This is a genomic window from Exilibacterium tricleocarpae, assembly GCF_007004655.1.
GTDB lineage: Bacteria > Pseudomonadota > Gammaproteobacteria > Pseudomonadales > Cellvibrionaceae > Exilibacterium > Exilibacterium tricleocarpae.
In genome coordinates this window covers 250652-273114 of the sequence record NZ_ML660096.1, presented here as the reverse complement: position 1 = coordinate 273114, position 22463 = coordinate 250652, and the positions used below count along the sequence as shown (strand labels likewise).

Annotated in this window: 14 protein-coding genes; 10 read left to right on the top strand and 4 right to left on the bottom strand. The window is 61.0% G+C overall.

Translation table 11 applies throughout. From position 1 onward, the window contains the following. Positions 1-43 precede the first annotated feature (43 nt). Positions 44-2611, top strand: a complete 2568-nt coding sequence (locus FKG94_RS16880) for a Calx-beta domain-containing protein (RefSeq protein ID WP_142905499.1) — start codon at positions 44-46, stop codon at positions 2609-2611. 58 nt (positions 2612-2669) lie between these two features. On the opposite strand, the gene FKG94_RS16875 is transcribed toward FKG94_RS16880, so the two are convergent. Both FKG94_RS16875 and FKG94_RS16870 read right to left on the bottom strand, forming a co-directional pair. Beyond that, a complete protein-coding gene (locus FKG94_RS16875) occupies positions 2670-4352 on the bottom strand; it encodes an HAD family hydrolase (protein ID WP_142905498.1) in 1683 nt (560 codons plus the stop codon). After that, positions 4352-6328: a S9 family peptidase gene (locus FKG94_RS16870; RefSeq protein WP_142905497.1), complete on the bottom strand. Its 1977-nt coding sequence runs from the start codon at positions 6326-6328 to the stop codon at positions 4352-4354. Before FKG94_RS16870 ends, FKG94_RS16875 begins: the two co-directional genes overlap by 1 nt. Before the next feature lie 584 nt (positions 6329-6912). Between FKG94_RS16870 and FKG94_RS16865 the strand changes: the two genes are divergently transcribed. Further along, positions 6913-8688 (top strand): bifunctional diguanylate cyclase/phosphodiesterase, encoded by a 1776-nt coding sequence (locus tag FKG94_RS16865; RefSeq protein WP_142905496.1) that lies wholly within the window; start codon positions 6913-6915, stop codon positions 8686-8688. A 49-nt stretch (positions 8689-8737) separates the two neighbouring features. Here FKG94_RS16865 and FKG94_RS16860 read toward each other — a convergent pair whose 3' ends face one another. Together FKG94_RS16860 and FKG94_RS28765 are read right to left on the bottom strand one after the other, a co-directional pair. Continuing rightward, positions 8738-11326: a TonB-dependent receptor gene (locus tag FKG94_RS16860; RefSeq protein ID WP_142905495.1), complete on the bottom strand. Its 2589-nt coding sequence runs from the start codon at positions 11324-11326 to the stop codon at positions 8738-8740. Next, positions 11323-11670 (bottom strand): hypothetical protein, encoded by a 348-nt coding sequence (locus FKG94_RS28765; protein WP_179957687.1) that lies wholly within the window; start codon positions 11668-11670, stop codon positions 11323-11325. The genes FKG94_RS16860 and FKG94_RS28765 overlap by 4 nt, the downstream gene beginning before the upstream one ends. A gap of 62 nt (positions 11671-11732) precedes the next feature. Here FKG94_RS28765 and FKG94_RS16855 point away from each other — a divergent pair, with 62 nt between their 5' ends. The 8 genes from FKG94_RS16855 (at position 11733) to FKG94_RS16820 (ending at position 22226) form a co-directional block, all read left to right on the top strand. Further along, complete coding sequence (locus FKG94_RS16855) at positions 11733-13706, top strand: PhoX family protein (protein ID WP_179957686.1); 1974 nt, start codon at positions 11733-11735, stop codon at positions 13704-13706. Next, positions 13699-14661 (top strand): tripartite tricarboxylate transporter substrate binding protein, encoded by a 963-nt coding sequence (locus tag FKG94_RS16850; RefSeq protein ID WP_218943558.1) that lies wholly within the window; start codon positions 13699-13701, stop codon positions 14659-14661. The genes FKG94_RS16855 and FKG94_RS16850 overlap by 8 nt, the downstream gene beginning before the upstream one ends. A gap of 190 nt (positions 14662-14851) precedes the next feature. Next, entirely contained in the window at positions 14852-15304 is a 453-nt protein-coding gene (locus FKG94_RS16845; protein ID WP_142905492.1) for a tripartite tricarboxylate transporter TctB family protein, read from the top strand. 11 nt (positions 15305-15315) lie between these two features. Continuing rightward, positions 15316-16839, top strand: a complete 1524-nt coding sequence (locus FKG94_RS16840; protein WP_142905491.1) for a tripartite tricarboxylate transporter permease — start codon at positions 15316-15318, stop codon at positions 16837-16839. Between the two features lie 102 nt (positions 16840-16941). Beyond that, on the top strand, positions 16942-17787 hold the full coding sequence (locus FKG94_RS16835; RefSeq protein WP_142905490.1) for a MurR/RpiR family transcriptional regulator: 846 nt from the start codon (positions 16942-16944) through the stop codon (positions 17785-17787). Then, positions 17771-18886, top strand: coding sequence for an ABC transporter substrate-binding protein (locus FKG94_RS16830; RefSeq protein ID WP_142905489.1), 1116 nt, complete (start codon positions 17771-17773; stop codon positions 18884-18886). Before FKG94_RS16835 ends, FKG94_RS16830 begins: the two co-directional genes overlap by 17 nt. Continuing rightward, positions 18883-20619 carry an ABC transporter permease gene (locus tag FKG94_RS16825; RefSeq protein ID WP_142905488.1) on the top strand — a complete coding sequence of 579 codons (1737 nt, stop codon included), beginning with the start codon at positions 18883-18885 and terminating at the stop codon, positions 20617-20619. Before FKG94_RS16830 ends, FKG94_RS16825 begins: the two co-directional genes overlap by 4 nt. Beyond that, positions 20616-22226 (top strand): histidine phosphatase family protein, encoded by a 1611-nt coding sequence (locus tag FKG94_RS16820; protein WP_142905487.1) that lies wholly within the window; start codon positions 20616-20618, stop codon positions 22224-22226. The genes FKG94_RS16825 and FKG94_RS16820 overlap by 4 nt, the downstream gene beginning before the upstream one ends. Positions 22227-22463 lie beyond the last annotated feature (237 nt).

Here is a 22463-nt window from a genome sequence, read left to right as displayed (position 1 = left end):
TATGTCCTCAGCGTAACCATGCCCCTTCAGCTAGGTATTCACCATGAACTGTAATCGTGTAGTGCCAGACCTCGATCGACATATGTTTTTGCCCGGGTTCCGGCGGCGGGCGGCCGCGTTCAGCGTGAAGACCTGTTACCGGACCCTGCTATGGAGCCTGGTCCTGATGCTCTTGGCCGGTTGTGGCGGAGGCGGATCGCCGTCCTCGGCCGAACAGCCTGTTACTGATCCCGTGGTCGGCGAAGAGCTGGATATTCTGCCGCAGGTTTCGGCCGGCGGCCGGCAGTTTGCCGATCCCAACGTGCTGGTTTTTTTAAGGGGCAGTGCCTCGGCCGCCGCCGGCGCGACGATTACCGAGGTACTGTGGACGCAGGTCAGCGGCCCCGAAGTGACGATTCCCGATCCCAACCAATTGGAGAACGCGATCGTGGTGCCTGATTTGCGGGAAGAAACAGAGTTATCGTTTCGCCTGACCGCGCAGGACAGCGAAGGCCGGGTGAACGCATCCACGGCATTTTTATTCGTTCGGCCCACAGGCGCGTTTGCCAGGGTGGTGGGCGGCACTGTTGACGAGCGCGATGGTGCCGCCAGGTTTGTCGTCAAACTGAACGCGCCCCAGGCTGCGGAAACGGTTGTCAATTATGCGACCCGCTCGGGTACGGCCGAGGAGGGCAGCGATTATTTAGCCTCTGTCGGCAGCCTGTCATTTGCCGCGGGAGAAACTGAAAAAACTGTCACTATCACGATTTTCGATACCGACGCCACCGAGGACGATGAGTATTTCAACCTGGATATCAGCGTGGTTTCCGTCGACAACCCGGCCTCGAATACCGGTTCGATGCTGATCCGCAATAACCCGGACCCGATCGCCGTTAACGAAATTGCGTTTACCAATGCGGGGCCGATCACCATGGTTGTCGGCGAGAGTACCGCCAACCCGATTGACCCCGCCACTGTTATCGGCGCCGGTGCGATCAGTTACGCATCGTCCAGCCCGGCTGTTGCCGGCGTCGACCAGCAGGGCCTGGTCACCGCCGTTGCCGTCGGCACGACCACGATTACTGCGATCAAAGCCGCCGATGCCTCGGCACCGAGCAGTACCGCCAGTTACGAACTCACCGTGACCATGGCGGCAGAAACATTGGTGTTACCGGTGGTGAATACAACGCGCACCGTTGTGGGATTGGCGCTGTCCTCCGGCACGGCGACCGTCGACTGGGGCGACGGCAGTCCCACTGAGATCATTGAAAACCAGCGTATCGAGGATTTGTTTGGCGCCGGCTCGCTCACCCATAACTATGCGCAGACAACCAGTGGTAATGTCACTATCGCCTTTTCCGACGGTTTTGCCGCCGTGAAGGGCTTTTTGAGCATTGACGATGGATTGCAGTTGGACGTCGAGGCGCTCAGCGATTTGACTAATATTGAGGTAATCAGTTTTTTCTCCGACAACAGCGTTGTCAACGGCGCCCTCGCCAGCTTATCGAACAACACGCTGTTGCGGGAACTGCGGGTGGTTTCCAGGCGGGGTAACTTCAGTGGCGATATCAGCGAACTGCCGCCTGCTATCACCCAACTGACGGTCAGGGCCCAACAGGGTAATTTTACCGGCGATATTGCCGATATCCCCGACAGTATGGTGGGCTTTTCCGTAATCAGCGCCAACACCATAACGGGCACCGTCGCCGATATCCCGGCGGCGCTGGTGTCGTTTCAGGTGAACGGTTTAAACACCGTTACCGGCACCGTGGCCGAAATTCCCACTAATGTCACCAGTTTTTCCGTGGCGGGCACCAATACCATATCCGGCAATATCGAGGATTTGCATGGCGACCTGCGCTCCGTTTTTATCAGTGGTTTCAACACTATCGGCGGCGACCTCGGTCTGGTGCGTAACAACGGCACACTGTCATTGAGCGTGATCGGCAACAATACGATAACGGCCGGCGTGGCAGATATTCCCGCCACGATCACCAATTTCAACGTGGCGGGAAACAACACGCTGTTCGGTAACATCGAAGACTTACACCCTGAAGCCAACAGCGTCAGCATAACGGGTAACAACACCATCGCCGGGAATATCGACCTGCTGACTAATAATTCCACCCTCAGTATAACGGTGGGCGGAGCAAACAGTATAACGGGAACCGTCGCCGGTATTTCCCCTGCAATTCGGCAGTTGAATCTCAGCGGCGTTAATACACTCTCCGGGAATATTCAAGACCTGCATCCGGATATCCGGGTGTTCGATATCAGCGGTCGCAACACCATCGCGGGGGATTTGGGTCTATTGCGGGCCGACGGCCTGGTGCGGCTGAGGTTGAGCGGCGACAATGCCATGGCGGGGTTCACTACGCCGCCACTGTGGAACCCGCCGCGGTTGGATGTACTCAACCTGTTTGCCGGTAATTGCATGGGTTTTAACTCCGGGCAAGTTGATAGTTTACTGATATTTCTAAACAACCAACTCGGCCGGGCGGTATTGACGACGGCGTCTATCAGGATCAATCGCTGTGGCGACGGACCGCGGACGCCGGTTTCGGATACCGCGGTGAGTGAGCTGCAAAGTAAAGGTTATTTCGTTGCCACGAATGAAGAAGACCCTATATAGTTTCTTTATTGCAGGTCGGGGCCCGTTAACGCAAACACGGTTAACGGCCCCAAGGCAATTATTTCCTTGCCGGTAATAGACACAGCACCAGCGCCCAAAACTCCGAGAAGTCATTGACCACCACATCGGGTTGATGAGGGTGGTGGGTGCTGCCCGGGAAAATTTTCTCAAGCCAGGGTTGATCCCACTGGGCACCGTTAAAAAAAACGCTGGTCACGCCGGCGCGTTTGGCAGCGATGGTGTCGGTGGTGCTGTCGCCCACGTACCAGACTTGCGGTCCGGTGTTAAAGCCCAGTGTGCGGGTGGCCAGTTGCAGTTGGTCCGGGTGGGGCTTGCGTTGCGGCGTGTCGTCACCGCACACTTCAGTGTCAAACAGTTCGCTCCAACCGGTGCCTTCCACTGCGGCCAGTTCGTGCTCGAAAAACTCCCGGTCGCGATTGGTGATAACGCCGAGTACCAGTCCCAGATCGCGCAGACCTTGCAGCATGTTGCGCACTTGTGGCTCAAATGGCAGTACAGTGCCGTAGTGCTTGCGGTAGTGGCGGTTAAAGGCCCGGTGCGCTATCTGCTTGGCTTGCTGGTCGTCGCCGAACAACACTTCGAAAATATCCGTGCGGGAGATTTTGCGATCGATCTTGATGCGCGGGTGAAGCTGGCGGTAGTGGCGCACGTGTTCCACCAGTTTGGCATCTTCCGGCGATTTACTCTCTGCCGCCGGCAGCAAGCGCTCGACCAGACCCAGGGTCTCGATTTCCGGCAACATATCGTCCACCGCGTGATACATCGCATCCAGCGTATCGACCAGGGTGGCATGCCAGTCAAACAAAATCAGCGCGGGCGCGGTCAGTTGAGCCAGGGACGGGTGCCAGTCGGGCTCGATTCGCGGCGGCGGTGCTGCCCGGGGCGGATAAGCGGGCGGGCGATTATTCCGCAAGCGCACGGCGAACTGCGCCTTGCCGCGGGTTTCCAGCCCCTCGAGTTGATCGAGTAGTTGATCGAAACCGTTCACCACCGCGGCCGGCGCTTCGGGCGTTGGTTCCCGCTTGCTGCGCAGCCGGTCGATCCAGCGCTCATCCCAATGGGCGCCGTTGTAGAACACCGGCGTGACACCGGCATTGTGGGCGGTCAGCATATCTGTTTGACTGTCGCCCAGGTACCACACGGCGGGGCCGGCCGCTGTGTCCAGTAGTTTTAACGCCTGGTGAATAACATCCGGAGCGGGCTTATAGCGGGCGACATCGTCGGCACTGACCCGTACCGGCAGCAGCGCCGCCCAGCGTCCCCCATCCACCTGCCGCAATTCGTGTTCGAGAAATTCGCGGCTGCGATTGGTGGCGACACCGAGCTGGATGCCCAGTTTGTGTAACGTCAGCAGGTAATCGTAAATCCCTTCCTGAAAAGGTTTGACGTCGCCATAGTGGCCGCGGTAGCAGCGGTTGTAGGCGTCGTGGGCGATACGCCTGGCCTCCGGGTCACCGGCAAAAATGGCATTGAAAATCTCGGTGCGCGACACCCGCCGCTCTGCCAGGATGCGCGGGTGCAGGCGTCGGAAAATGCGAATGTAGCGCACCAGCTTGGCATCGTCCGGGTCGGCGCAGCGGGTTTCGGGCTGCAGCCGCCGCACCAGGTCCAGTTCTTCCAGTTGCGGCAGCATCTCCTCCATGGTGCGATACATGGCATCCAGGGTATCGACCAGGGTGCCGTGCCAGTCGAAGAGAATGACTTTTGGCGGTGGCAGCATCAGTCCAGTAAAAACGTCTGCAGGAACATCACCGCCACCTGTTGGTAGACGTCGCGATTTTCTTTTTTCCCATAACCGTGGCCTTCGTTCAGTGCATTCATATACCAGGTCTCGATCGCACTGTTGCGCAGTGATGCCACGATCTGTTCGGCCTCCGTTACCGGTACCCGGGGATCGTTCTGGCCCTGCACCACCAACAGCGGAATCTTGATTTTATCGACGTTGTTGTTCGGGCTGATGCGCTCCAGAAACTCGCGCATTTTCGGCTCCCGTTCATCGCCGTATTCAACGCGCCGCAAATCCCGCCGGTAGTCTTTGGTGTTGGTGAGAAAGGTGACGAAGTTGGAGATGCCGACGATATTGACGCCCGCCTTGAGGCGGTCGCTGTAGTGCACCGCACTGGCCAGCACCATATAGCCACCGTAACTGCCGCCGTATACCGCCACCCGCCCGCTGTCCAGGTCTTTACGGGTATCGATCCAGTCCAGCAGGGCGCCTATGTCTTTGACGGAGTCCTCCCGTTTAAAGCCGTTGTCCAGCGCCACAAACTCCTTGCCGTAGCCGCTCGATCCGCGCACATTGGGCGCAATGACAGCGACGCCGAGTTTTTGCATCCAGAGCTGAAACGTGCTGCTAAAACGCGGCCGGTATTGTGCTTCGGGGCCGCCGTGAATAACCACCACCACCGGAAACGGGCCATCGCCCTGTGGTTTGTAGAGAAAAGCCGGTATTTTCCTGGCCTCGGTGCCGACTTTGTCGAAGGTGGGGTAGTGAATGAGTGTCGGCTCAATAAATTCATCGGTGTTGAGTCCGCCCACTTCGCTGTATGTCCAGCGCTGCAGTTGACCGGCGGCAGTTGCCCGTCTTCCCAGTTGCAGGACGAAGGTATCGGTGGGCGTTTTCGCCGTGTTGATAGACAGGGCGAGTTGATTGCCTTTGGTATTGAAGGCCACTCTGCCGATCACGCCGGTCGGAATGTTCGACACCGGCCTGTATTTGAAGGTTTTGGTATTGAGCAGATACAAGCGGCTGATGCCACCTTCATTGACCACCATGGCGGCGCGCGACTTGTCTTTGCTGAGTGTTACGCCGGTGACATCCCAGTTGATATCTTTGGTAATGACAGTTTCCTTGCCGCTCTTAAGATCGGCAAAAACCAGTTGGGTAAAATCGCTGTATCTGTCCGTCAGCAGAAACACACCATTGCCTTGCGCGTTGAAGTCGACCCCATAGTTGCGCGAGCCCGTGTCCGCCGCGCCGGCAATTGATGTCAGTGTGTTGCCGCGCAGATCCCTTATATGCACCAGGGAATTAGTGGCCGAGATATATTGCTGCACCAACAGTCTTTCACCCTTGGCGTCGAAGGCACTTGGCCCCCACCAACTGCCGTCCTGCGACTCCACTGCAATGGCGTGTTTGTGCGCATACTTGTTCGAGTTGTCCCGTTTGATGGTTGCAATCCAGATATCGTTGGAGCGGCCGTTGCGGCGCGTGCTCTGGTAGGCGAGCATGCTGCCGTCGCCGCTCCATTGCAGGGCGCCGTTGCGGGACTTGCCATCGGTAATCATCTCGTAGTCGCCGCTGCCGGTATCGAGTAGAAAAATCTGCGCATACTCGTTGCCGCCGGCGTCCATGGTAAAGGCCAGCAGGCCGCCGTCGGGTTGTGTTTCAACCGCGCCGACAGGTTCCTGGAAAAAGGTGAGTTGTCGCCGTGCGCCACCGGCACTGTCGATGCGGTGAATTTGCGATACATCGCCAAAGCGGGTGGTGACATAGAGGCCGTCATCGCCCTGGGACCAGCCTCGAAACCCGGCGGCCCGAACGTTCTGGAAGCGATTCAAGTCGGTGACTATCTGCTCGGGAATCGGTGGGATGTCTTCCAGTATGAGGTTGCCGTTGTTCATGGAGTGCTGCTCGGTCGCCTGGCTCAAACAGGCGGCGAACAGTAAACTCGCTGATACCATTGCTTTGCGCATATTCATTTTTTCCTCGATCCGGATTGTGGGTTTCGCTCGAAGCGCGGGTGTGCCCGGGGTCGTCTCGCCGCACTCGGCGAGCCCCGAGCCGGGCATGGAGATACCAGGTATGGAGAAACCGGGTATAAAGAAAATTTGGGCACACTTGCCCTGCCGGAGCCCCGGCTGTTGGTTGACCCGGGGTGTTTGACCGGAGATTTCCCCCCGGGCAGTTCCGGTCCCGGGCAGTCTCCGGCCCCTGGCGGTGTAAAACCGGCAGCCATTATGTGCCGGTTTTGACCATATTTCAAATAAGCGTCCTGCCGTAAGACCCGTTTTACGGACGTTGTGCCAGGTGCGGCCTGTTCGTATGCAATATCTATAACTTCCTGATAACTATAAAATTTCAGACGTTGCCGGCGCTTTCGGTCAGGTCCGGGCAGGACGCGGCAGCTCGGGCCCGATCAATGTGGAGGTAGACGGGCGTCGGCCGCTACCCTATGCTATAGCGGGTTCCAGAATCATATAGCCCGCCGGTCACCCCCCTGTAACAGTTTGACGATAAACTGCGCCGCCGCAAGGTGCGCTCGAATAAAGTGAAATAAATGTCGCAGCAGGAGTCCACACAACAGCAATTACAACATCTGATTGCCGAGCGCCGGCTGACGCCAGTGTTTCAACCCGTTGTCAGCCTGGAGGGGCCGCAAATCCTCGGTTACGAGGCGTTGATACGCGGCCCGGAAAACACCGCTCTCCACACCCCCGCACAGATCTTTGCCGCCGCTCGCGATACGCGTTTGCTGGCGGCGTTGGAATTTGCCTGCCGCGAAGTATCCTGCCGGCGTTTTATGGAACTTGAGCTGCCCGGCAAACTGTTTCTGAATATGTCGCCCTTGAGTTTTACCGATGGGGTTTGCAAAGCGGATGTGATCGAGGAAGTGCTCAAGGAGATTGGTCTCGATGCGGAACGCATCGTGTTTGAGTTGACCGAGCGCCATCCTCTGAAAGATGCCGATTTGCTGCGCGCAGCCACAGTGCAACTGCAAAAACAGGGTTTCGGGATCGCGCTGGACGACCTGGGGGCGGGTTACTCGGGACTGCGGGTTTGGAGTGAGTTGAGCCCCGACTTTGTCAAGCTCGATCGCCACTTTATCTTCGGCATTGATCAGGACCCGGTAAAGCGGGAATTTGTTCGGGCAATTCTCGATATCGGTTTTCGTACCGGCAACAAGGTTATCGCCGAAGGTGTCGAGAGTATCGAAGAACTCAACACTTTGCTGGCCCTGGGCATCGATCACCTGCAGGGTTTTCTGGTCGCCAGGCCCACCACCACGCCCGGCCGTGAACTGAACGATAAAGTGCGGATCTGGCTACAGTCGGCCGTGCCGCGCAGTTACGATGCGTTTCGCCATACGGTCGGGGATATCGCCGTTGCCTGTGACACCTTGAGTCCGGATACCAACGCCGGCACTGTGGTGAAAATATTCAGCGACAACCCGGCGCTAAACAGCATGCCGGTGGTGGAGGGTGATCTGCCCTACGGTATTGTCTGTCGGCACGAACTGCTCGCGGTGTTTGCTTCGCGGTTTGCCCACGAGTTGCACGCCCACAAACCGATTCGGTCTTTTATCAGCCCGCAGACGATTATGGTGGAATACGATCGGGAGCTGCGCGATGTCAGTAAACTGGTGACTGAAGACCCGCGCCAGAACCTGGGCATCGATTTCGTGGTGACCGCCCGGGGGCGCTATCGCGGTGTGGGTAAAATCCGCACGTTGCTGCGCAAAGTCGCTGACGACCAGTTGCGCAGTGCCCGCCACTGCAATGCGCTGACGCAGTTGCCGGGCAACGTACCGCTTTACGAATGGGTCGATCGCCTGTTGCTGATCGGCAAACCGTTTCATGTCGCCTATTGCGATATCAATAACTTCAAACCATTCAATGATGTCTTCGGTTATCGCCGTGGCGACGATGCCATATTGTTGTTGGCCCAGATTCTCTCAGAGAGTGTTGACGGCAGGCGGGATTTTGTCGGCCACGTCGGTGGCGATGACTTCATTGTGGTGTTCAGAAGCGCCAACTGGCGCGAGTGCTGCCACGCCATACTCACGCGTTTTGCCAGGGAGTCGGGCGGGCTCTATCCGGTGGGCGAGGACGGTTCGGGCAGTTACTGGGGCTCGGACCGATCCGGCCGGCGCCGCCGCTTCGATCCCCTGTCCCTGGCAATCGGTGCTGCGCAACCGGACCCCGAGCGCTGTCGGACTCATCATGACGTCGCCCTGCTGCTGGCCGAGGCCAAGCGCAGTGCCAAGCAGCGCGGCGGCAACATTTTGTTCGAGTCGCGCCGGCGGGTGCCGAGCACCAAGGATCTCACGGCTTGAGAAAAAAACGCCGCACAAAGCGGCGTAAATTACATCAGGAAGTTTGCCGTCAGTAAGTAAACTTGAGCCCGAACGCTGCCGACCAACCGTACTCCTCTATCTGTGCCAGGTAACGCTTGCCGTCGAAGGTGGCGTGGTAGGGACGGTCGTCGATATTGATCCACTCCGCATAAATCTGCAGCTGGTCGCTGATGTCGTATTTGGCGGTCAGGTCATATTGCAGGTGGCTTTCGACAAAGCGATCGCGAAATCCCTCGGAGTCGAGTTCCTCCAGGTAGCGACTGCGGTAGGCCATCGCCAGGCGCACGGAGATACCGTCTTTCTCGTAGCCGATGGTGGCGCTGGCCAGGTTCTCCGACTGTCGCGGCAACGGTACCTTGCGGCCGTCGGCCAGTTCGGTCTCGCCGTCGCTATAGGTGTAGTTGGCCGCGACGATCAAGCCGTCGAACGGTGCCGGCAGGTTGTCGAAGGCGTGCTGCGCATTCAGCTCAATACCCAGCAGCTCGGCGCTGGCCGCGTTTTGCGCTTGGATTGCCGAGGTCACGTCCTCGAACGCCGGGTTGTCGGCAAAGGGAGCGAAGGCCGCCGTGCCGATAATGTCCTGATCGACGATAAAGTCGCTGATATCTTTATAGAACAGGCCCGCCGACAGTACCGAAAAGCGGCCCGGGTAATACTCGATAGTGATATCCAGGTTGTCCGACACGAAGGGGTCGAGTTGGGCGTTGCCGATATCCGCATCCTCATCGTCGATGGCAATGCGGGTAACGGCGGCATCCACCAGCGGCCGCGAGAGGGTGCGGGCGTAGCCGGCGCGCACAATCAGGTCCTCGCGCGGTTCGAACACCGCTACCAGACTTGGCAGCACGTTGGTGTAGCTATTGTCGTCGCGAATGGAGGTGAGGTCCTCGCCCACCAGGAAACCGGTGGAGCTGAACTCTGTGCGTTCCACCCTTATCCCGCCGGTTACCCGTACCCGGTCGAATTCGACCAGCGCCTGTACATAGCCGGCGTAGATATCTTCGCTGGCATCATAGTCGGCGGCAAAGCTCTCGAATACATCCAGTTCGCCGTTGCGGGCGATTGCTTCGAATTCGCGGCGCACGGCCGATTCGCCGATTGCCGGACCGAAGTCGCCGAGTCCGTAGTCGGCGCTTTGGGCAAAGTCGGCGGCGGTGTAGGGCGAACCGTCAGCTTTGGTGGGCAGTTCGTCGGGTGCCCACAGGGATTGATCGTTGTCTTTATCACGCAGCCTGACCTTGGCGCCGAATTGTATTTCGCTTCTTCTGCCACCGATTTGCAACTCCCGGGCGATATCGATGTGCGCCGCCCACTCCTCGTCGCGGGTGCGGTTGTCTTCGTATTCCAGCCCGTCCAGTTCGAACAGTTGCGCCGACTGCAGCAGCGCCTGAGTGGTGCTATTGGCGCCGCCGATGCGGGGGCGCTTGGGGTCGCGGGCGTCGTACTCAAACAGGAAGTCCGGACTGTCGGCCTGGCCGAAGGTGCGGCGAAACTCTGTGGAGAGCCGGTCGGTTTCATCTTCTTCCGCGCGGGCGTAGCCGAGGCCGATATCCACTGACCAGACATCCCGGTCCAACTCTATACCCGACTGCACCGCGTAAATTTTCTGGCGCTGGCGGCGGGCGCGCTGGTCGCGGTCGACCCGCAGATTGTCGGTGACGCGGGTCACGCCGTTGTTGACGGTAACCGCATCCGCATCGCGGATGGCAAACTCGGTGCGCTGGCGGGCTTCGAAGTCGTCGAAGTCGCTGTACAGACTTTTGACATACAACAGGGTATTGTCGGCTGCACGGAAGTCGACATTGAGGGCGACACCGAGCCGCTCGCGGGAAATGGTGTAGTTGCGAAACTCCGGCTCGCTGGGCGAGTCGTTATCGCGGAAGCCGCCGTCGATTTCAATATTGTCGGAGCCGAAATCCCGATCCGACCAACTGATGGCGCCGGCCACCCCAAGTCGACCGTCATCCGACTGGGTGCCGCCGGTAAACGACAGCTTGGGGTTGAAATCGTCGGTGAGGTCGCTGTAGCCGCCCTCGACCCGGGAGCTGAACCACAGGCCCTCGCGCTCCAGCGGGTTCAGGGTCTCCACATCGATTGAGCCGCCGATGGCATCGCCGTCCATCGATGCCGTGGGCAGCTTGGTGACGACGATGGCCGACACCAGGTCCGATGGAATGACATCGAGCGCCACCTGGCGGCCGTCGCGCTGGGGCGAGGGTACGCTGAAGCCGTTGATGGTGGTGGTGTTCAGATTCGGGTCGATACCGCGAATGATAACGAAGCGACCTTCGCCCTGGTCGTTCTCCACCGAAATGCCGGGCAGGCGGCGGGTCGCCTCGGCGACGTTCTGGTCCGGGAAATTGCCGATATCGTCGGTGGACAGCGCCGACACCAGATTATCGGCGTTGCGCTGGCGGCTCAACGCGTTGGCAGTGGCGGCGCGGATGCCGGTTACGGTGACTTCCTCAAGCACCGATTCGTCGCCGCCGGCCTGGGCCCGGGCAGTGTTGACGGTTACCGGCAGGGTGGCCAGGGCTGTGGCGCCGGCCACGGCCGCCGCCAGTGAAAGGCGCCGCCGCAACGGCTCCCGGTTTGTGGGGTTATTGGTGTCTCTCATAAGTGTCTTCTCCTCCGCCGCGATAGCCTTGTCAATACGGATGTATAGATTTTGTTGTGGTTGGCTGCGATCACTGAGTCGTTCCCGCTGGGGATTGGGGACGACTGCTCGTCGACTATAGCGCCAGCCCTTGCTAAATGCAACATATGTTGCATTTTGGTAATTTTTGGCAATGCAATAATATTGAAACCTATATCTGTTGCACTGCTTAAATAGTTCTTGAAAATATGTTTCCAGAATATTTGCCGGTTTTTAAGCAGTTTTTCCAAATGCTGGGGTACTCTGGGTTTCTTGGCAGCGGCGGCGATATTATGCAAAATATGTTGCAATATCATGACAACCATGGCACTTTTTGACCTGAGGTAACCCTGGGGTCGAGTCTGTACGGCAGTTTAGAGGTGATATTTTGACGACAGTAAAGAAGGGTGGAGAGAGGCAAACCGAAGGGCGCGAAGCGGGCGCGCATTTTGTGGAGGTTTTCGAGCGTCGTCTCAAGCGGCGCGAGGTGTTGCAGGGGCTGGTGGTCGGTGGTTCCGCGCTGGTGCTGGCCGGGCTCGGCGGCTGCGGCAGGCGCTCCGATGCCGCCGTCGAACCGGTGACGAGCCTGACGTTCCGGGAAATTCCCCACCGGCTCGACGAGACTCACCATGTCGCGCCGGGTTACCGTGCCGAGGTGTTGTTGCGCTGGGGCGATCCGCTGTTTGCCGGTGCCCCGCCGTTTGCGCCGCTGGCGCAAAGCGGTGCGGCCCAGGCGCTTCAGTTCGGCAATAACAATGACTTTATCGGCTATCTGCCGCTGGCGGCCGACAGCGGGGCCGACAAGGCCGAACACCTGGCCAGTGCCAACAGCGAGCGCGGGCTGCTGTGTGTGAACCACGAGCACACCCGACCCCACCATATGTTTCCAAAGCCCGGCGCTGCGGCGCCCGGCAGTACGCCGGTGCAGATTGAGGCGGATATGGCGGCCCACGGCCACAGCGTCGTGGAGATCGAAAAGCGCGACGGGCGCTGGCAGGTGGTGCTCGACAGCCCTTACAACCGCCGGATCACGGCGCTGACCGAAACTCGCGTCAGCGGACCCGCGGCGGGTCACCCGCGCTTGCGCACGGCCGCCGATCCGAGCGGTCGCAAGGTGCCGGGCACCTTCGCCAACTGTTCCGGCGGCATTACCCCCTGGGGCACGGTGCTCACAGCAGAAGAAAACTTTCGCCACTATTTCGGCGGCGACACTCGCGCCATCGAGGCGACCCACCCCCGCGAGGCGCAGATGCACCGGCGCTTCGACATTTTGCAGCAGTCACGGCATTACTGGCAGCGACTTGAGCCCCGCTTCAATATCGAGCGGGAGCCCCTCGAGCCCAACCGCTACGGCTGGGTGGTGGAGATCGATCCCTACGACCCGGCGGCGCCACCGATCAAACGCACCGCCCTCGGTCGTTTTCAGCACGAGGCGGCCACGGTGGTGGCCGAGCCCGGCGCACCGGTTGTGGTGTACAGTGGCGATGACAGTCCCGATGAGTATATTTTTCGCTTTGTGTCCGCCGCCGCGTTCGATGCCGACAACCTGGAAAACAATCGCGACCTGCTTGATGCCGGCACGCTCTATGCCGCGCGCTTTGACGATGACGGCAGCGGTCGTTGGTTGCCGCTGCGCCACGGCGAGCCGGGCCTGACCGCTGCCGACGGCTTTGCCAGCCAGGCGGATATCTTGATCGACGCACGGCTTGCCGCCGATGCGGTGGGTGCCACCCGCATGGATCGACCGGAGGATGTGGAAACCAACCCGGTAACCGGGCGGGTCTATGTCTCGCTGACCAGAAACACCGAGCGTGCCGCTACCGATGCCGCCAATCCGCGCGCGCGCAACCTGGCCGGCCATATCCTGGAGTTGTCGCCGCCGGGCACCGACGGAGCCCGCGATCACCTGGCGGATGAGTTTCGCTGGGAGGTTTTTGTATTGGCCGGCGATCCAAAGGCGGCGGGCGCCGACCGCGGCCGTTACGGCGCCGGCACCAGTGAGCACGGCTGGTTCTGCAACCCGGACAATTTTGCCTTTGATCCCCGCGGCCGGCTCTGGATAGCCACCGACGGTTTTGTCGATTTCGGCGTTCACGATGGACTTTGGGCCGCTGATACCGGTGGTCCCGGGCGCGCCCTGTGCAAGCACTTTTTTGGTTGCCCGCGCGGTGCAGAGCTGTGCGGCCCCTGTTTTACCCCGGATGGCAAGACGCTGTTTTTGGCGGTGCAGCACCCGGGCGACGAGGAGGGCGCGGACTTTGCCAACCCGACGACGCTGTGGCCCGATTTCAAACCGGGCATGCCGCCGCGGGCCTCGGTGATGGCGATTACCAAAGAGGATGGGGGCGAAATCGGTGCCTGAATGCTGGCGCCGACTTGCCGCCTGCCTGGTGGTTTGGGCGGCGGCGGCCGGTGCCGAGCCGGCGCCGGAGCATCTGCATTTTATCGTTCCCGGCGGGGCCGGCGGCGGTTGGGACCGCACCGCCCGTGTGACCGGCGATGTGCTGGTAAAGGGCGGGTTGTTGCAGAGCGCGTCGTTTGAAAACCTCAGCGGCGGTGGCAGTGGCAAGGCGATCGGTTATTTGATCAAAACCGCTGAACGCCAGCACGGCACTTTGCTGGTTAACTCCGTGCCGATTATTGTGCGTTCGATCAGCGGAGTCTTTCCTTTTTCCTTTCGCGACCTGACGCCGATCGCCTCGGTGATCGGCGACTACGGTGTGATTGCCGTACTGCCGGATTCGCCTTACCAGACTATCGATCAATTGCTGGCGGCGTTTCTTCGCGATCCGTTACAGGTGCGTATCGGCGGCGGGTCGGTGCGCGGTGACCTCGACCATATTGTCGCGGCGCTGGCGATCCGGGCCCTTGGCGCCGATCCGCGCAAATTGATCTATGTACCTTACGACACCGGCGGCAAGGCGGTGGTAGGTTTGCTTACTGGTGAAATTCAGGTGCTCAGCACCGGTCTTGGCGAGGCGCTGGAGCAGAGGCGCGCCGGGCAGATGCGTATTCTGGCGGTGACGGCGCCCGAGCGCCTGTCGGTACTGCCGCAGGTGCCGGCGTTGAGCGAATACGGGGAGAATGCGGTGTTTGCCAACTGGCGCGGCTTTTTCGGGCCGCCGCAATTGCCTGCGGCGCTGGCCGATCGCTATGCGAAACTGTTGCAGGAGATGCAGGCCTTGCCGGGGTGGGAGGCGGCGCTTGAGCGTAATGGGTGGGTGAATTTTTATCGGCCTCGCGGTGAGTTTGCGGTGTTTTTGGAGGAGCAGGAAGCGTTGATTGCAGCGTTGCGTAAAGAGCTTGGGTTTTATTAGGGGGGCTTTAAAAAAGGGGAGTGGCACCATTCTAGGGGGACGCAACTGAAGTTACGTCCCCGCACCGTGCCGCTGGAGGAGGTGCCTCTAAGAAAGGGGAGTGGCACCATACTAGGGGGACGCAACTAAAGTTACGTCCCCGCACCGTGCCGCCGCAAGAGCGATTTGTCGCAGTTAACGGAAACAGACAATGATAAATAAAAATACCATCGGCGGATTGTTACTGCTGCTGTTCAGCCTCGGCTACGGACTGATGGCCCTGCAGCTCGACAGCGGCGGCGGCCTGGCCGCCGGCGGCTTTTCTCCACGTACGCTGCCGCTGATTCTGGCGGTGGCAGGCATGGTGCTGTCGCTGTTGTTGATGTTCTCGGCACCGGGTCCGGCACCGGCAGAGCAGCTCGCTAACTTCAAGTGGCGCCCGGCACTGTTGCTGTGCGGCATGATGCTGGTCTATGCGGCGATTTTTCCCTATCTCGGCTTTGTATTGGCAACCATCGTGTTTTTGATCGGCGCCATGCTGGTGCTGGGTATTCGTTCACCAAAAGTGTTGCTCTTGGCCGCGCTGCCGATAACGGCGGGGTTCTGGCTGATCCTGAACCAGCTACTTGGGATTTATCTGGCGCCGGGCGCGCTGTTTTTATAAGGGGAACCAATATGTGGGAGGGCATCGAGAGCGGGCTGGCGACCGCGTTTACCGCCTCCAATCTGGCGGTGGTGGTGATCGGCTGTTTTGCCGGTACCATTATCGGCATGCTGCCCGGACTCGGGCCGATCTCCGCCATCGCCCTGATGATTCCCATTACCTACGGGTTGGATCCGGCGGCGGCCATGATTTTGATGGCCGGGGTCTACTACGGTGCAATTTTCGGCGGTTCCACCTCGTCCATTCTCATCAATGCGCCGGGTGTCGCCGGTACCGTGGCCACCACCTTCGACGGTTATCCGCTGGCGCGGCGCGGTCAGGCCGGCAAGGCGCTGGCGATCGCCGCCTATGCGTCGTTTACCGGCGGCACGGTGGCGGCTCTGCTGTTGATTTTTGCCGCACCGGCGCTGGCCAGCGTGTCGTTGAGTTTTCAGTCGGCGGATTACTTTGCGCTGATGTTTCTCGGCCTGATCGCCGTGTGCGCCTTCGCCGGCAAAGGCTATGTACTGAAGTCGCTGCTGATGACCGTGTTCGGTTTGATGTTGGCGACGGTGGGTACCGACCCCACCGCCGGTGTGCCGCGCTTTACGTTCGGGCAGATAGATTTGATCGACGGCATCAGCTTCCTGTTGCTGGCGATGGCCTGTTTCGCCATTTCCGAGGCACTGATGACGATTTTAAAAGATGAAGACTCGGCGCAAATGGCGGCCTCTGCCGCCAAGGGCACCATGGGCAGTCTGTTACTCAAAAAACGCGAGGTCAAAGAAATTGCGCCGGCCGTGGGGCGCTCTTCGGTGCTCGGTTTTTTTGTCGGTGTACTGCCCGGCGCCGGTGGTACCATCGCCTCGTTTCTGGCCTGGGGTATGGAAAAGGGTCTCGCCCGCGGCCGTGATCGGGAGGCGTTCGGCAAAGGCAGCCTGCGCGGCCTGGCCGCCCCCGAAACCGCCAATAACGCCGCCAGCACCGGCTCCTTCGTGCCCCTGTTGACGCTCGGCATCCCGGGCTCCGGCACTACCGCGGTGATGTTGGGAGCACTGCTCAGTTTCGGTATTCAACCCGGGCCGCGGTTGTATATTGAAGAGCCCGCCGTGTTCTGGTCGGTGATTATTTCGATGTACGTCGGCAATATTGTGTTGCTGATTCTCAATTTGCCCCTGATACCTTACATCGCGCGGTTGTTGGCGGTACGCAAGGAAATCCTGGTGCCCATGATCCTGTTCTTTTCGCTGATCGGCGTCTACCTGGTGAGTTTCAATGTCTTCGACTTGTGGCTGATGGTGCTGGTGGGGGTGGTGGCGATCGGGCTGCGCCTGCTCGATCTGCCCTTGGCGCCGATGATTCTCGGTTTTATACTGGGGGATATTTTAGAGGATAACCTGCGCCGTGCCCTCATCATCAGTAATGGCTCTCCCGATTTCCTCTGGGCCCGCCCCAGCACCCTGTTTATCATGGCCATCGCTGCGCTTATCGCCCTGGTGCCGCTGCTCGGCCGCTGGCGAACCGGCAGGACGGTGCAGGCCGGCGAGGGCGGCTGAGGCCGCCGGTATTTTGACTTTAGTTGCGACCTTCATTGCGGTTTTCATGAGCACTATGGTCTGTATGGGCACTATGGTCTCTATGAAAGGGAGCTTTAGCCGGTGACGCTGACCGATATTATCGCCGCTCACGAGAAAGAACTCAGTGCCTCCGACCGGCGCCTGATCGAGGTGCTGGTGCAGGACCCGGGCCAAAGCGCGTTTCTCAGCGCGGCCAAGCTCGGCGACAAGGTCGGTGTGCACGCGGCCACGGTGGTGCGCCTGGCGAAGAAACTCGGCTTCAGCGGCTTTCCGGCGCTGCAGGACAAACTGCAAAGCGCGCTGTTGTCGGAGGCCGATCCGGCGCGGCGCCTGCAGAAGAGCCTGCAGCGTATTCGCTCCGGCGATATCATCGCCGAGTTGGCCGCCATTGAGCGGGAGAATCTGGCGCTGATTGCCGACCAGGTGCCCCAGCCGCAGGTGGCCGCGGCGGCGCGGCTGCTGGCCGGTGCCCGCAGTGTCTATGTCTTTGCTTACGGCCACGCTTCCGCCCTGGGGGAGATTGCCTTGCGGCGCCTGCGTCGCTTCGGCGTGGTCGCTACCGACCTGCGCTTTCAGGGACGCGAGCTGGCCGAGCGGGTGTTGAGCCTGGAGGCCGGCGATGTGGTGTTTTGTTTTTCGCTGCGCCGCCTCGCGCCGGGTCTGGAGGCGCTGTTGCATCACGCCACCGGCACCGGCGCGCAGTCGATTTTGATCACCGATCTGCCCCGTTCCGATGAGTTGCCGCACGCTGATTTACTGCTCAGTGCCAGCCGCGGGCACAGCACCGAATACCAGACGCTGGCGGTGCCCATGTTGATCTTGAATGCCATCGTGTTGACGATGGCAAACGAGGCCGACATAAAGTCCTCCCAGATCGAGAAGCTCGGTGAGTTGATCAGCAGATTTGAACATGCGGAAGCTGATTAGCGCACTGTCGATTTACGGCTTGACGCTGTTCGATTGTGTCGCTGCGCCCCCGAATTCGCTAACCGACAATCCGCTTTACAGCGCCGCCATGGCTGAGGGCAAGGTGGTTATCTACTCCGTCACCAGCCGTATCCACCTGATCGAAGAGCTGTTCGAGCGGCGCTATCCCGGTATTGATGTGAGCGCGTTCGTGCTCTCTTCCCGCGAACAGATCACCCGCCTGCGCGCCGAGCAGCGCGCCGGTATTCGCAACGCCGATGTGCTCTATCTCAACGACGCGGCGGCAGCCCTGGCGCTGGCGCGGGAGGGGCGGGCGCTGGAGAATTTTGTGCCGCCGCGGATGCGGGCGCGAATTCCCGGTCCCTTGCGCCAGCCGCTGCTCAGCCACCGCCTGTCGACCAAGGTGCTGCTCTATAATGCCGGCACCTATCCCGGCGCAGCGCCGGTGGCGAATCTCTGGGAGCTGACCCAGCCACAGTGGCGGCGCAAGGTGTTGATGGTCGACCCGGCCAGTCGCAGCGATTATCTCGATCTGTTGGCGACGTTCATCCGCCGCAGCGCCGCGCTGGAGTCGGCCTATCGCGATCACTTCGGGCGCGCCCCGGAACTGGCCGCGGGTGTCGCCTCGGTGGGAGAGAAATTTATCCGCGAGCTGTTCGCCAACGAGTTGGTGCTGGTGGCCAACACCGAACGTCTCAACGCCGCCATCGGCCGGCGCGGCCAGCGCCGGCCGCCGGTGGGTTTCGGCACCTACTCGGATCTGCGCAACAACCGCACCCGCGGTTGGGCACTGCAGATTGCCAACGAGGTCAACCCGGCCCCCGGCATTGTTTACCCGGTCGTTCTGGTGCTGGCCCGGGACGCGCCGCACCCGGCGGCGGCGCGGCTGCTGGTGGATTTTATGATGGGTGATGACGGCGCCGACGGGGGGGCCGCGCTGGCGCCTTTTTTTGAACCTGGAGAATATATCACCCGGGTCGATATTGCCGCGCACCCGCAGTCGCTGTCACGCACCCAACTCAGGGCCTGGGAGGTCGACCCGCAAGCGGTGCTGCCGTTGCGCCAGCGGGTTTTCGACCTGGTGCTGGAGTTGCAGTGACAGGCCGGGCGATGGTGTTGAGGCCGGCGCCGGCAGCCTGGGGTCGCTATCTGGGTGCGCTGCCCACGGTCGCTATACTCCTGCCGCTGGTGGTGCTGCCGGTGACCTGGCTGATCGCCCGTGGCATCGGTGTCGGCACCGAATATGACTGGCTGGAGGTGGTGGCCGGACCGCTCAGTGTCAATCTATTCTGGCGGCCGTTTGCCAACAGTGTGCTGGTGGCTGTGGGCGCGGCATTGCTCGCTACGCTGCTCGGCGGTCTGCTGGCGCTGCTGTTTGAACGTACCGATATCGCCGGCGCCAAATGGCTGCGGCCGTTTATCGCGCTGCCGTTTCTGGCGCCTAGCTTTGCCCTGGCCATGGCCTGGGTGGCGTTGTTCGACAACAACCGTATCGGCGGCAGTACCGGCCTGCTGAGCGCGGCGGGGGTCACCGCGGACGATGGTTTGGCCTGGGGTGTGGCGCCCATCGTGCTGGTGCTCGGGTTGCATTACTTTCCCCTCGCCTATTTCCTGGTGGCGGCAGCGCTGGCGCGCCTGTCGGCGGCGATGGTGGAATCGGCGGCGCTGGCCGGCGCCGGTCAGTGGGCGATACTGCGCACACTGATTATCCCGAGCCTGCGTCCGGCGTTTGCCGCCAGTGCCCTGATCTGTTTTGCCGAGGCCATCAGCAACTTTTCGGTGCCGGCGATTTTGGGCACGCCGGTACGCTTCTTCACGTTATCGACGCAACTCTACCGATTGCTTGAAAGCGGGCAGGCGTTTCGCGGCTCGCTGCTGTTGTTGTTGCTGACGGTCTTTTCACTACTGTGCCTGACATTTGTCTACCGGCGCTGGGGTGGCTACCAGGCGCCGTTTGCCGAGCGCATTAAACGGCCCGCGCTCGGTTTCCGGCTCGGCCGCTGGCGCTGGCCGGTGACCATCGCCGCCGGCGCCTGCGTGCTGTTGGTCGCCCTGGTGCCGGTGCTGGCGTTGTTGCTGTCGAGTCTGGCCCACGACGGCAACCCGCTGTCCGGCGACTGGACGCTGCACTATTGGATCGGGGCAGCCGATCCGTTAATAGCCCAGGGACAAAAAGGGGTGCTGCGCCTGGCCGTGGTGTATGAAGGCCTCGGTGTGACGCTGGCATTTGGTCTCGGCGCGGCGCTGATCGCCGCGCTGCTGGCGCTCTACATGGCGAGATGGTGTCGCAACAACGGTCCGGGCTTGTTGCCGTCACTGGTCAATACCACTTGCCTGCTGCCGGCCATGCTGCCGTCCATCGGTCTCGGCGCCGCTTTTCTGGCGCTCTACGGCGGACCTATCGGACCGCTGCCGGCGCTGTACGGGTCCTTTGCCCTGTTGATTATGGTGGGGGTGGCCGCGACTTTGCCCTATGCCATGCAGAGCGCCTACAGCGCGCTGGCCTATATCCCGACATCCATGGAGGAGGCGGCCCGGGTTTGCGGGGCCAGCAGCCGACAGCGCCTGCAAACCATTGTGTTGCCGCTGTCGTTGCGCGCGGTGTCGGCCGGCGTGGTGGTGAATTTCAGCCGCCTGATTCGCAATCTGGACCTGGTGATTCTTATCTTTACGCCGATGATGCCGCTGCTGGCGGTGCTGGCTTACCGGTTCAGCGTCGACGGTTTTCCCCAGTTTGCCCGGGCCCTGGCGTTGATCATTCTGGCGCTGGCGGTACTGGCGCGGCTGGCGGCACTGCGTATGCAGCGCGTGTATGAGGAGCGCGGCCTGTGATCACCCTGGACAGTGTGGATTACCGGCTGGGCGAGCGGGTATTGCTGAAAGGTGTGGAACTGCACCTTGAACACGGCGATTTCGTCGTCCTGGTAGGCCCTTCAGGTGCCGGCAAAACCACCTTGCTGCGCCTGATCGCCGGTCTGGTCGGACCCAGCCGCGGTCGCGTCCTGATAGACGATCGACTGGCGGCGGACTCCACCAACACCACCCTGTTGCCGCCCGGGCGGCGCCAGATCGGATTTGTGTTCCAGGACCTGGCGCTGTGGCCTCATATGCGGGTCGAGGCGCATCTGGACTGGCCGTTGCGACTGGCGCGGGTGGGCGCGCCGCAGCGGGCTGCGCGGGTGCGCGAGTTACTTGCCATGGTGCAGCTCGACCATCGCCGGCACGCTTATCCAGAGACGCTTTCCGGCGGTGAACAGCAGCGTCTGGCCCTGGCCCGGGCGCTGGCCGGCAGCCCTAAAATACTGTTGTTGGACGAGCCTTTTGCGAGTCTCGACCCACCCCTGCGAACCGAGCTGCGGCAGGTGCTGCGGCAGGTGCACCGCGAGTGTGGAACCACCAGCCTGCTGGTGACTCACGACCAGCAGGAGGCGGTGGCGGTGGCCGATCGGATTGTCGTCATGCAGGCCGGTGAGCTGGTGCAGAGCGGCCCCGCCGAGCAGTTGTTGCAGCGGCCGGCCACCGCGTTTGTGGCCGGTTTCTTCGGCAGTCCGCCCGGCTGTCTGTTGCCGGCCCGCCGGGCCGGCGGTGTTTATCGATGTCTGGGGCAACCGCTGCAACTCGATCTGCCGCCCGGCTACGCCGCCGATCTCAAGGTCTATTACCGCCCGCAGCGGCTGTCGCTCGATGCCGCCGACAGCGGCGGTTTTCCGGTTACTGTGACCGAGGTACTGCCGCTGGGCGGGCAGTGGCACTACCGTTTGCAAGCGGCCGGCCAGGCGCTCGACTTGATCGGCGCTACCCGCATCGATCCCGCCCGCGGCGATCTCTACCTGCGCCTGCCGCAACGGCCCGATGCGGTGTTCCAACACGAGCGCCTGCTGCCGCGTAAAAAACTGGTGCTGGTGCGTCACGGGATGTCCGACTGGAATCGTGACGGGCGTTTGCAGGGGCGCGCCGACCGGCCGCTGGCAGCGCCCGCCACGGCACAGATCCAGGCGTTACAGGAGCGTCTCGATTGGCGCGCTTTTGCCCGGGTGGAGACTTCGCCGCTGCGCCGCGCGCGCCACAGTGCCGAGTTACTGGTGGGTGACAGCAGTGTGATCCGGCAGGTGCCCGGCTGGTGTGAAATCGATGTCGGCAGTTGGGAGGGACGGCCGATCAGTGAACTCGAGCCCGATGCTTACCGCGCCTGGCGGGCCGGCAGTTACACACCCGATGGCGGCGAACCCTGGGCGCAGTTTTGTGCCCGCATCGGGCGCGAACTGGAGCGCCTCCGGATGCTGGAGGGCGACACCCTCGTTATCTGCCACGGCGGCGTTATACGGGCCTGCCTGCAGTTGCTGCTGCAGCACCCTCTCGACAAGCTGCCGCCCAGCGATTACGCCGGCGTTCACACCATCTGGCTGGAACCGGTACTGGCGGCGGACACGTCGTTATAGACCGCGGGTATCGCGCTGCCAGCGGCTATTAAGACCGCCTCTAAAAAATTAAGCTGAAATTAAGTGGCAAGCGTTATTGCCATAATCCCGGCTGTTTGACAATCTAAAGGCGCGTTCACTTAAAAGTTTAAGTTAATCTATCCAAGTAGGCCGGTAAGATTTTTTTGCTATTAACTTAATGCTTTAAGTTCAATAAAAAAAACGGGCTTGCCGGTACCGCTAGACGCCGCTGCGAGC